This is a genomic window from Limnobaculum parvum (assembly GCF_003096015.2).
In the GTDB taxonomy this organism is placed as follows: domain Bacteria; phylum Pseudomonadota; class Gammaproteobacteria; order Enterobacterales; family Enterobacteriaceae; genus Limnobaculum; species Limnobaculum parvum.
Genome location: NZ_CP029185.2, coordinates 3,759,991 through 3,772,163 on the forward strand (window position 1 = coordinate 3,759,991; position 12,173 = coordinate 3,772,163).

The 12,173-nt window shown below is 43.6% G+C and carries 13 protein-coding genes; 1 reads left to right on the forward strand and 12 read right to left on the reverse strand.

Translation table 11 applies throughout. From position 1 onward, the window contains the following. Positions 1–33: 33 nt before the first annotated feature. From atpG to asnC, 11 genes are all read right to left on the reverse strand, one after another. Complete coding sequence (gene atpG / locus HYN51_RS15920; RefSeq protein WP_108900910.1) at positions 34–897, reverse strand: F0F1 ATP synthase subunit gamma; 864 nt, start codon at positions 895–897, stop codon at positions 34–36. Between the two features lie 46 nt (positions 898–943). After that, positions 944–2,485 (reverse strand): F0F1 ATP synthase subunit alpha, encoded by a 1,542-nt coding sequence (gene atpA / locus HYN51_RS15925; RefSeq protein ID WP_108900911.1) that lies wholly within the window; start codon positions 2,483–2,485, stop codon positions 944–946. Between the two features lie 12 nt (positions 2,486–2,497). Further along, a complete protein-coding gene (atpH, locus tag HYN51_RS15930; RefSeq protein WP_108900912.1) occupies positions 2,498–3,031 on the reverse strand; it encodes a F0F1 ATP synthase subunit delta in 534 nt (177 codons plus the stop codon). A gap of 14 nt (positions 3,032–3,045) precedes the next feature. Continuing rightward, positions 3,046–3,516: a F0F1 ATP synthase subunit B gene (gene atpF / locus HYN51_RS15935; protein ID WP_108900913.1), complete on the reverse strand. Its 471-nt coding sequence runs from the start codon at positions 3,514–3,516 to the stop codon at positions 3,046–3,048. A gap of 53 nt (positions 3,517–3,569) precedes the next feature. Next, the gene (gene atpE / locus HYN51_RS15940) at positions 3,570–3,812 is read right to left on the reverse strand and encodes a F0F1 ATP synthase subunit C (protein ID WP_108900914.1); all 243 of its coding nucleotides are present in this window, start codon (positions 3,810–3,812) and stop codon (positions 3,570–3,572) included. A 47-nt stretch (positions 3,813–3,859) separates the two neighbouring features. Continuing rightward, positions 3,860–4,678: a F0F1 ATP synthase subunit A gene (atpB, locus tag HYN51_RS15945; RefSeq protein ID WP_108900915.1), complete on the reverse strand. Its 819-nt coding sequence runs from the start codon at positions 4,676–4,678 to the stop codon at positions 3,860–3,862. Positions 4,679–4,703: 25 nt separating this feature from the next. Continuing rightward, entirely contained in the window at positions 4,704–5,087 is a 384-nt protein-coding gene (gene atpI, locus HYN51_RS15950) for a F0F1 ATP synthase subunit I (RefSeq protein ID WP_108900916.1), read from the reverse strand. Between the two features lie 593 nt (positions 5,088–5,680). Further along, positions 5,681–6,259, reverse strand: coding sequence for a 16S rRNA (guanine(527)-N(7))-methyltransferase RsmG (rsmG, locus tag HYN51_RS15955; RefSeq protein WP_407936358.1), 579 nt, complete (start codon positions 6,257–6,259; stop codon positions 5,681–5,683). A gap of 48 nt (positions 6,260–6,307) precedes the next feature. Next, complete coding sequence (gene mnmG / locus HYN51_RS15960) at positions 6,308–8,197, reverse strand: tRNA uridine-5-carboxymethylaminomethyl(34) synthesis enzyme MnmG (protein WP_108900918.1); 1,890 nt, start codon at positions 8,195–8,197, stop codon at positions 6,308–6,310. Between the two features lie 373 nt (positions 8,198–8,570). Further along, a complete protein-coding gene (mioC, locus tag HYN51_RS15965; RefSeq protein ID WP_108900919.1) occupies positions 8,571–9,020 on the reverse strand; it encodes an FMN-binding protein MioC in 450 nt (149 codons plus the stop codon). A 92-nt stretch (positions 9,021–9,112) separates the two neighbouring features. Next, entirely contained in the window at positions 9,113–9,574 is a 462-nt protein-coding gene (gene asnC, locus HYN51_RS15970) for a transcriptional regulator AsnC (RefSeq protein WP_108900920.1), read from the reverse strand. A 154-nt stretch (positions 9,575–9,728) separates the two neighbouring features. Between asnC and asnA the strand changes: the two genes are divergently transcribed. Then, on the forward strand, positions 9,729–10,718 hold the full coding sequence (gene asnA / locus HYN51_RS15975; RefSeq protein ID WP_108900921.1) for an aspartate--ammonia ligase: 990 nt from the start codon (positions 9,729–9,731) through the stop codon (positions 10,716–10,718). Here asnA and viaA read toward each other — a convergent pair whose 3' ends face one another. Then, positions 10,719–12,173: an ATPase RavA stimulator ViaA gene (gene viaA, locus HYN51_RS15980; RefSeq protein ID WP_108900922.1), complete on the reverse strand. Its 1,455-nt coding sequence runs from the start codon at positions 12,171–12,173 to the stop codon at positions 10,719–10,721.

Consider the following 12,173-nt stretch of genomic DNA (forward strand, 5'->3'; position numbering starts at 1 on the left):
CTTGAATCCTCTACGTAATTCCTAAACCAAGCCCTAGACCGCCGAAGCTCCCGAGACAATCTCGGTAAGTTCCTGAGTGATGCTGGTCTGACGCGCTTTGTTATAAACTAACTGAAGCTCTTTAATCAGCTCACCACCGTTATCGGTTGCGGCTTTCATCGCTACCATTCGGGCGGCCTGCTCGCTTGCCAGGTTCTCAACTACACTTTGATAAACCTGCGATTCGACATAACGACGCAGCAAGGTATCCAGCAGCGACTTCGGATCGGGCTCGTATAGATAATCCCAGGACTTGTTTTTAATCTCTTCGTCATCTGACTGCGGCAGCGGTAACAGCTGTCTGATTTCTGGCGATTGCGACATGGTGTTAACAAACTTGTTATTAGCAACATACAGTCTGTCTAAACGACCTTCATCAAAGGCCTGCAGCATAACTTTTACCGGACCTATCAGTTCAGATACCGAGGGGCTATCGCCCATACCGGTAACCTGAGCCACAATATTGCCGCCAACCGATGAAAAGAAAGAGGTACCTTTAGAGCCGATCAACGCTAAATCAACGCTAACGCCTTTATCGTTCCACTCTTTCATTTCAGCCAGTAACTTCTTGAACAGGTTAATGTTCAATCCACCACACAGGCCACGGTCGGTAGACACAACCAGATAACCAACACGCTTAACGTCACGTTCATCCAGATAAGGGTGCTTATACTCAAGATTACCTAACGCAAGGTGACCAATCACTTTGCGCATCATCTCAGCATAAGGACGGCTTGCCGCCATGCGTTCTTGCGATTTACGCATTTTAGACGCGGCAACCATCTCCATCGCTTTGGTGATCTTTTGCGTATTTTGTACGCTGCCGATCTTACTACGTATTTCTTTTGCGCCGGCCATTTAAGCTTCTCCTCACTACCTTACGGCCCCTAAAGGCCGTTTGGTATTACCAAGACTGGGTTGCCTTGAAATTATCGAGAATGGCTTTGAAGCCTGCCTCGATCTCATCATTGTAGCCACCGGTTTGGTTGATTTTCTGTAAAAGCTCAGCGTGGTCACGCTCGGCATAGGCTAATAAAGCCGTTTCAAAGCTACCAACCTTATCTAACGCAACATCTTCCAGATAACCGCGTTCAGCTGCGAAAAGCACCAGAGACTGGTTAGCAACTGACATAGGATCATACTGTTTCTGTTTCAGTAATTCGGTAACTTTCTGACCGTGGCTCAGCTGTTTACGTGTTGCATCATCCAAATCAGAAGCAAACTGGGAGAATGCTGCCAGCTCACGATACTGTGCCAATGCGGTACGGATACCACCGGACAGTTTCTTCATGATTTTAGTCTGTGCTGCACCACCAACCCGCGATACGGAAATACCTGGGTTAACCGCCGGGCGAATACCCGCGTTAAACAAGTTAGATTCCAAGAAGATCTGGCCATCGGTAATGGAGATTACGTTGGTCGGAACGAACGCAGAAACGTCACCCGCCTGAGTTTCGATGATCGGTAATGCGGTTAATGAACCGGTTTTACCTTTCACTTCACCTTTAGTAAAGGCTTCAACGTACTCTTCGTTAACGCGAGCAGCACGCTCAAGTAAACGGGAGTGGAGATAGAATACGTCACCAGGGAACGCTTCACGACCCGGTGGACGACGTAGCAACAGAGAGATCTGACGATATGCAACAGCCTGCTTAGACAGGTCATCATAAATAATCAGTGCATCTTCACCGCGATCGCGGAAATATTCACCCATTGCACATCCAGCATAAGGTGCCAAATATTGCAGTGCGGCAGATTCGGATGCAGAAGCAACCACAACGATAGTGTTGGCTAATGCATTATGCTCTTCTAACTTACGCACAACGTTGGCGATAGTTGAAGCTTTCTGGCCGATAGCCACATAAATACATTTAATACCAGAATCACGCTGGTTGATGATGGCATCGATCGCCAGAGCCGTTTTACCAGTCTGACGGTCACCGATAATCAGCTCACGCTGACCACGGCCGATTGGAATCATGGAATCAACAGACTTATAACCAGTCTGTACTGGCTGGTCTACCGATTGACGTTCGATAACGCCTGGAGCGATAGCTTCAACAGCAGAGAAACCATCATTCTCAACCGGGCCTTTACCGTCAATTGGCGCACCCAGCGTGTTAACAACACGACCAAGCAGGCCACGACCGACCGGAACCTCAAGAATACGACCTGTACACTTAACTTTCATGCCTTCGGCAAGGTCAGTGTATGGCCCCATAACTACCGCACCAACGGAGTCACGCTCAAGGTTAAGTGCAATCGCATAGCGGCTACCCGGCAGTGCGATCATCTCACCCTGCATAACATCGGCTAAACCGTGAATACGGATAATTCCGTCACTGACGGAAACAATAGTACCTTCGTTGTGAGCTTCACTCACAACATTGAACTGAGCAATGCGTTGCTTGATCAGTTCGCTGATTTCTGTGGAATTCAGTTGCATGCTCCAGTCCCCTTAAGACTGCAAGACGTCTGTTAAACGTTCAAGACGACCACGTACACTGTCGTCTATCACCATGTCACCCGCACGGATGACAAAACCGGCTATAACAGACTTATCAATTTTGCAATTTAGCTTAACTTTGCGTGACAAACGTTTTTCCATCGCGGTGGCAATTTTTGCCAACTGGGCATCATTCAATGGAGCAGCGGCAGTAACATCCACTTCAATGGTTGACTCCTGCTCTGAACGCAATTGAATAAACTGTTCTAACACGTCAGGAAGCACGATTAAACGTCCATTTTCGGCCATGACCTTTATCAGGTTTTGACCACTTTCGTTGAGCTGTTCACCACAAATAGCAAGAAACGTGCTGGCTAAATGTTCCGGTGCCATCGCTCCGGACAGCAAATCAGCAACTTGCTCATTACGGCTAACTTCAGCAGCAAACGTCAGCATTTGTTGCCAGTTATCCAGGTCTTTCTGCTCAACGGCAAAGTCAAAAGCTGCTTTGGCGTAGGGGCGAGCTACAGTAATAAATTCAGACATCTGCCCCTCCCTCCTTACAGTTCAGCGACCAGTTTATCAACGATGTCGCTATTAGCAGCTTCATCCACGGAACGTTCGATAATTTTCTCAGCACCAGCAATCGCCAGCATAGCCACTTGCTTACGCAATTCTTCACGCGCTCGTTTGCGTTCTGCGTCTATTTCAGCCTGAGCCTGAGCAAGAATTCGAGAACGTTCTTGTTCAGCTTCAACTTTAGCTTCGTCGACTATTTGAGCCTTACGCTTATTTGCCTGCTCAATAATTACCTGAGCATCAGCTTTAGCTTGAGCTAACTGGTCGGTCACATTGGCTTGCGCTAAATCCAAATCTTTTTTAGCTCGTTCTGCAGAAGCTAAACCGTCAGCAATCTCTTTTTGACGTTTTTCGATGGCAGAGATAATCGGCGGCCATACGAACCTCATGCAGAACCAGACAAACAGGACAAACGCTATCGCCTGGCCGAGGATTGTTGCATTAATATTCACAGCACAATGCCTCTTGTTAATTTAACAGTTTGGTGTGGTTTCAATGTGTAATGTTAACCGGCAACGGCGAACATGACATACAGACCCAGACCAACAGCGATCATCGGAATGGCGTCAACCAGACCCATAACGATGAAGAACTGTGTACGTAATAATGGGATAAGATCAGGTTGGCGAGCAGCACCTTCCAAGAATTTACCACCCAAAATGCCGATACCGATAGCAGCACCGATCGCTGCAAGGCCCATCATTACAGCAGCAGCCATGTACAGCAGATCCATGTTTAGGTTTTCCATGACAGTCTCCAGTTTATTTCAGTTAAAACTTAGCAGGGTTGTTAATATTAATGTTCTTCAGAAGCCATCGACAGATAGACAATCGTCAGAACCATAAAGATAAAGGCCTGTAACGTAATGATCAGTATGTGGAATATTGCCCATGGGACATTAAGTAACCACTGTGACCACCAAGGAAGCAGACCAGCAATTAGGATGAAAATTAACTCACCCGCATACATGTTTCCGAACAGTCGCAGACCGAGGGAAACAGGTTTGGACAGCAAGCTAACGCCTTCCAAAATTAGGTTAACTGGAATAAACGCCCAGTGATTGAACGGCTGCATGGTGAGTTCTTTAACAAAACCCGATACGCCTTTCATCTTAATGCTGTAGAACAGAATCAGAATGAATACGCCCAGCGCCATTGAGAGAGTAATGCTCACGTCCGCAGTTGGTACCACACGTAAAGCAGGTAAACCAAGAACGTGTTCTCCAAGATAAGGAAGTAAATCGATTGGCAGTAAATCCATGGTATTCATCAGGAAAACCCAGACGAATACGGTAAGTGCCAGTGGAGCAATCAGCTTACTTTTGCCCTGATACATGTCTTTAACCGTACCATTAACAAAATCAATAATCAGCTCAACCGCACACTGAAATTTACCCGGAACACCGCTGCTAGCCTTGACCGCAACGCGGCGGAAAATGAACAGAAACAGTAAACCAAGAACAATGGAAAAAAACATCGAGTCGATGTTAATCGCCCAAAAACCAGGCTTATCACCGTGTTTAACGAGCTCCATAGTATGCAGATCCATCTGAAGGTTGTTCAAATGGTGGCCGATATATTCCTGTGGAGTAGAGATTTCCCCTGATGCAGACATGATGCCTCTCACTCTTTATTATCAATTAGTTACGAAAAATATTTATTATAGCCGGCGCCACTACTTGTACTATTAATACAGCCAAATAAGTCACGCAAAGAGGCAAAAACTCTGCCTTAAACACAACCAACGCGATAACAAGCAGCGCAATGGTCAAAATAATTTTTACAATCTCACCGATAAAAAATGACCAGGCCAGTTTACCCTGAGCCCGATCGCTATCTTGATGTTGCCATGTTAACAGTAAAAACACCGCGTTAGGCAAACATCCAGATAAACCACCCAAAAAAGCAGAAATAGCCCATTTTTGGCTGCTAAGACAAAAAACCACGCTAAGTATAATAACAATGGCAAATTGTGCTAACAAAAGTCTGCGGGCTGTGACTAAATCATAAAGCGCTACAGACATGGCATATACTCTCTTTGAGCGTTAGCTTTCTTTCTACTGAAAAAGTAGAAACCGAGTAGCGTATAAAACTGTCTTTATCGACCAGAGTCAAGCCAGAAAAAACCTGTGAATTATACGAACAAGCGCGACTAATTCTATATTTAAGTAACAAAAAAGTGAACAAATGATTAAATTCCCAAATGTTCACTTTTTAGCATTTTTAATGAAAGTGCGGCCTATTATTACTAATAATGTTAAATATGTTTTGATTAATTATCCTTTTGTGAAGCTAATCACATAAATAAATTTAGTTTACTAACTTAATTAAATATTACATATCTTACTAATTATTATTGATTTTATATAAAATCAAAGGCCTGAAAGGATTCAACAAAAATTTAATGACGCTAATGGTCAAATCCGCTCTTTTTAGCTTTCAGTTAACAAACACATTAGAGAAGTGGATAAGGTTTTGTAAAAAATACGTTAAAAAAAATCGTATTCAAACCTACCAATCGCTCAATTATGTAAATTTATTTTATCTTTTAAAATAAATCGGTAAGAGCACGTTTTACTCATTAAAAGCATAAATACCTAATTTGAGTGACTAACATTTAGCCACTAATAATAACCAAATGACGTTCCCCATCCAGTTCAGGTACATCTAACGCAACGATTTCTTGCACATGGAAGCCCGCAGGTACCTGCGACAACTCTTCTTCAGAGATAATTCCTTTTAGTGCATAAAATTTACCGTGCTCTTTCGATGGTAAATGGTGGCACCACTCCAGCATGTCCTGAAGTGAAGCAAAAGCCCGGCTGATAACCCCATCAAACCCTTCAGGTATGGAATACTCCTCCACACGGCTCTGAACGGGTGTAACGTTAGTAATATTCAATTCATGCATTACCTGGCGAATGAAGCGAATACGCTTACCTAAGCTATCCAATAGCGTAAATTGAGCATCGGGGCGAACGATGGCCAATGGAATACCGGGCAAGCCAGGTCCGGTCCCCACATCAATAAAGCGCTCTCCCTGAAGATGAGGATTAACTACGATACTATCCATGATATGGCGGATCAGCATTTGTTGAGGATCTCTGACTGAAGTGAGGTTGTAAGCCTTATTCCACTTATGCAATAAGGCCACATAGCCCAGAAGTTGATCTTTCTGAAGCTGGCTCAGTTCCATTCCTACTGCTTTAAGCAACTTATCAAATTGGTTTTGCAAAACTTATCCTTAAGCGCTACGACGCAGCATGCCCTGTTTTTTTAGCCAAATCAGCAAAATAGAAATAGCCGCCGGTGTAATACCCGAAATACGAGATGCCTGACCAATAGAAATCGGTTTGTGATCGTTAAGCTTAGCGCTCACTTCGTTAGACAGCCCTGAAACTTGACGATAGTCTAGATCTGGCGGCAGCATCGCATTTTCATTACGCAGGTGTTTTTCTATTTCTCCCTGCTGACGAGCAATATAACCCTCATACTTAACCTGAATTTCTACTTGCTCAGCGGCTTGTTCATCAGATAACCCCGGAGCAAACAGCGATAAAGTGGACAGGATTGCATAATCAACTTCAGGACGTTTCAACAGCTCTTCACCGGTGGCTTCTTTAGACAGCGGTGATTTCAGTAACGAATTAATCTCTTCAACCCGATCCATATTTGGATGAACCAGAATGCCTCTCAAACGCTGACGTTCTTGTTCAATGCTTTCTTGCTTAGTAACGAAGTGTTCCCAACGTTGATCGTCAACCAGACCCATTTCCCGTCCGATTTCAGTTAAGCGTAGATCCGCATTGTCTTCACGCAGCATCAAGCGATATTCCGCCCGTGAGGTAAACATACGGTAAGGCTCTTTAGTACCCAGAGTACATAAATCGTCAACCAGAACGCCAATGTAAGCCTGATCGCGACGTGGTGACCATCCTTCTTTTTCAGCAGAGAAACGACCTGCATTAAGGCCTGCTAGCAGTCCTTGAGCCGCTGCTTCTTCATAACCGGTTGTGCCATTAATTTGGCCAGCAAAGAATAGACCTTGAATAAATTTACTTTCCAGCGTTGGTTTGAGATCTCGTGGATCGAAGAAATCATATTCGATGGCATAACCAGGACGAACGATCGTTGCGTTTTCCATACCCACCATGGATCGAACGATCTTCATTTGCACATCAAACGGTAAACTGGTGGAGATCCCGTTAGGGTAGACCTCATTGCTGGTTAAGCCTTCTGGTTCTAAGAAGATCTGATGCGCATTGCGATCGGCAAAACGCATTACTTTATCTTCGATAGAAGGACAGTAACGCGGCCCGATCCCTTCGATGATCCCGGTATACATTGGGCTACGATCCAGATTATTGCGGATCACATCATGAGTTTGTTCATTGGTATAGGTGATGTAACACGGGATCTGTGCTGGATGTTCACTGGTATTTCCCATAAACGAAAATACCGGTAATGGGGTATCCCCATGCTGCTGTTGCAGAATATCAAAATTGATGGTTCTGGCATCAATTCTTGGCGGTGTACCGGTTTTTAAACGACTTACCCGTAGAGGAAGTTCACGTAGGCGTTGAGATAAGCCAATGGAAGGAGGATCGCCTGCTCTGCCACCGCTGTAATTTTCAAGTCCAATATGAATTTTGCCATCTAGGAAAGTTCCTACCGTCAGTACAACCGCTTTTGCTCTGAACTTTAAGCCCATCTTAGTCACTACACCGGTGACTTTATCGTTTTCAACAATGAGATCTTCTGCTGGCTGTTGGAAGATCATCAGATTTGGCTGGTTTTCCAGTGCGGATCTTACGGCCTGTTTGTACAAAGCACGATCGGCCTGAGCCCGTGTTGCTCTTACTGCTGGGCCTTTACTGGCATTTAATATTCTGAATTGAATTCCTGCTTTATCAATAGCATGAGCCATTAATCCGCCTAAAGCATCCACTTCTTTAACCAAATGACCTTTACCAATACCACCAATAGCTGGGTTACAGGACATCAACCCCAACGTATCGATGTTATGGGTTAATAAAAGTGTTTGTTGCCCCATACGAGCAGCAGCCATAGCGGCTTCAGTTCCGGCATGACCACCACCGATAACGATGACGTCAAAGGAATCTGGATAAAACATGGTATTACACCTCGGGATGTTCGGACGATCGAATATAAATGATCTTGAGTCAGCGATTCTACTTGAGTTTAAAGCTTAGTCCAACTGGCTTGGATCTTGGTTAATTAAAGAAAGATCTTTTTATTTAGAGATCTTCTTATTAGATCTACTACTAGGATCCTCTACTGCTGTGGATAAGCAATATTTCATCTTTGGGATCAATTTATTGAACGGATCCTTTCACTGTGGATGATCGGTGATCCTAAATAGTATAAGCTGAGCATAATAATGGTAGTTATCCACATGCATGACCTGCACTTTAAGTTGTTAGTTGGATAACTACAGGTTAACAGCTGCTTTTAACTATACTTATACACAACTGACCGCGCATTAATTAATCGTTTTTGATTAAATTAATCCAACTTTCGATCCAAATCCCTGCTGGATCCTCAGGAATTTCATGTTCAGTGACGTCAATTTCCAGTCGATCGCCTATGCGTTTTGCTCCACGATCCTGCAAAATACGATCCGCAGTTTTAATTCCACCACAGAAAGTGTCATATTCTTTACTGCCTAAACCAATAGCGCCAAATCTGACTTGAGTAAGATCCGGTTTCTGTTGTTCTATTTGTTCAAATAATGGCTGTAGGTTATCGGGTAAGTCACCCGCGCCGTGGGTTGATGTCACTACCAACCAGATGCCTTCAGGCGTTAATTCATCCAGTTCAGCACCATGCAGGACTTCTGTGATAAAACCTGCTTCAGTGAGTTTTTCTTCCAGATGCTCGGCAACATATTCAGCACTACCTAAAGTACTGCCGCTAATTAGCGTTATATCAGGCATACCCATCCTTAATTATTCAGTTTTGTGCATATTGTACGCTGTGAAACAGCTGGGATCTACCTGTGGATAATGTGGGTATAATAAAATAGTAATTATGGTCTGATGGTCCTCATAATCGGGTTCTGAAGGGAGATGAGCGTTTCTGTAGATTGAATTTCATCAATGGTCTGGATCTTGTTGATAAGTACCTGCTGTAGCCCATCGATAGATTTGGTCATGACTTTAATAAAGATGCTGTAATGACCGGTGGTGTAGTAGGCTTCAACCACTTCTTCCAGGTTTTCAAGTTTGGTTAGGGCGGATGGATAATCTTTAGCACTTTTTAAAATAATACCGATAAAGCAACAAACATCATAACCCAGTTGCTTTGGACTGATTTCAACCTGAGTACCTAAAATAATCCCAGCCTGTTTCATTTTTTCTACCCTTACGTGAATAGTTCCCGGACTGACATTAAAATTTTTTGCCAGCTCGGCATAAGGAACACGGGCATTTTTCATTAATTCGTTCAGTATGCTGCGGTCTAAATTATCGATCTGGTAATTATCGGTCATTTTAAGCCCTCTTTTTTGATGGATTGTTATTAAAATAGCTATAAAAATGAATAATTGAAATCAGTATAGCTATATTTATTATTGAATATTGAATTTAGGTATGATTCTGTTGCTTAATACTCATCAACGACATCACAGTATTGAGATAACCACAATGAAAAAGTCCTTTATTCAAAAGCAACAACAAATCACGTTCGTTAAATCTTTCCTATCTCACCAGTTAGAGCAAAAGCTTGGTTTGGTTGAGATTCAGGCTCCGATATTAAGTCGCGTTGGTGATGGTACTCAGGATAATCTGTCAGGCTGCGAAAAAGCGGTTCAGGTAAAGGTGAAAGCAATTCCTGGTGCTACATTTGAAGTGGTTCACTCATTAGCAAAATGGAAGCGCCAAACGCTAGGACGTTTTGGTTTTGTTCCTGGTGAAGGCATTTATACCAATATGAAAGCCCTACGCCCTGATGAAGATCGCCTGAGTCCAATTCATTCTGTGTATGTGGATCAGTGGGATTGGGAATGCGTGATGTCTGATTCTGAGCGTAACACGGATTACCTGAAACAAACGGTTCGTTCTATTTATTCAGCGATCAAAGAAACAGAAGCCGCCGTCGCCAAGGAGTTTGGTTTTAAACCGTTCTTACCGGCGGAAATTAAGTTTATTCACAGTGAAGAGCTGTTACAGCGCTATCCAGATCTGAATGCTAAAGGCCGTGAACGGGCGATTGCTAAAGAATTTGGGGCTGTTTTCTTGATTGGTATTGGTGGTAAGTTATCTCACGGTGAAGCACATGATATGCGTGCGCCAGATTATGATGACTGGACAACGCCGGGCGTAGATGGTGAAGGCCTGAATGGGGACATCTTAGTATGGAACCCTGTATTGGAAGATGCATTTGAGCTCTCTTCTATGGGGATCCGTGTTGATGCAGAAACGCTGAAGCGCCAGTTAGCGTTAACCAACGATGAAGGTCGTTTGGCACTGGAGTGGCATCAGGCGTTATTACGTGGAGAAATGCCGCAAACCATCGGTGGTGGTATTGGTCAATCTCGCGTGGTTATGCTGCTACTGCAACAAAAGCACATTGGGCAGGTACAGTGTGGCGTATGGAGCCCAGAATTACGTGAAAGCGTAGAGTGCATGCTGTAATTAACTAGCGCGCCAGCGGCGACGTAACCGCTGGCTAAGTCCGGTATCAAAACGCCAAACGTGATCGAATATTTTCATAATGTTTGGTTTACCATGCTTAGACATAGCCACCGCGTGAAACCGGTGGTTATGTTTTTTTTGTTTATTTTTTATCTGATTGATTAAATTGTCTGGTAAACGTTGGGCAATAAAGTCGGAAACGATCACCACATCGGCATCAATCCAATCCTGCTGATTTAGCTTTTCTACCGTTTCTGATAAGCAGGCAGCCAGATCGGTACCCCCTCTAAAACGCTGGCTAAGAAAGCGAATTGCTTCACTGATACCTGTCGATGATGTCAACTCGTAATGCACCACCTCGGTGGAAAAAAGTAAGATATAGCAGCGTCGATTGTCAGCCATAGCGATACGTAATAATGCTAAACAAAATGCTTTGGCGCATTGTTCATTAAAGCCGCTCATGGATCCTGATGTATCGACGCAAACAATAAATGGCCCTCTGGGGAGTTGCTCATTGACGGTTTTTGAAATTGCTCTTACTTTTACCTGCTCGCGCCAAGCATCGCCTTTTAGCTGATAAGTCAAAAGCTGCTGCTCTAAGAAACGTCGGTAAAATTCTAATTCCAGTTCATCAATATTTAGTAGCACCATTTCTGTGGGTAGCATTCTGACGATGTCATTACTCTGGAATATACCATTAACGTTTTCAGGCAGCGTTGCTGGCTCTCTGACCATGACACGATATTTTTCATATTGGGTATCTTTACGATCGACAGATGTGGGTTGGTAACTTCGGCCTAATTGCTCCGCCAGCTTTTTTAATTCTGGCTGTTGTGCCAGAAATTTACCGTATTCAATTAGCGTGTTGCAGTCAGATCGATATTTTTCTCCACGGCTCATATCCCATAGATGACCAGAACTCCGGTCGTTTTCCACCAAGAATGGTTCCAGTGCACTATTAATGGCCAGACGATCCTGAAGCTGAGATATCAACTGTTCCCAATCCCCTTCAATCAGTGATTTGTGTAATGTGGTAACCTGAACGGAAAGGCTTTTTCGCCATTGATGTAAAAAAAGGCTACGAAAGCTCTCATTACGATACTCCGCCGTGGCCGATAATTTTTTAGCCTGTTCAACGAAGGGGGAATGGAGTTCCTCAAGCTGTTTAACAACATTGTCCAACTGCTCAAAAAACAGGGCGTTTTCTGAAGAAATACTCTGTTTATAGAGTGTGAATTCTGCAGAGATAACCGCGGGCACGGCAGATTGTCGTAACTTATCCTGAAGCTTTATCTTCCAGCCAGAAATTTCTTTATTAAAAGCATTTCTTATTTTTGGGTATTTTTCAAAAAATATGGCTAACTGAGGTGCTGCCAACAGGCCTATAAGCAATTCTTCGATTATTTCACTTTCACTAATAGAAAGTAATAGCTCGATAGTTTGCAGGCTCATAAT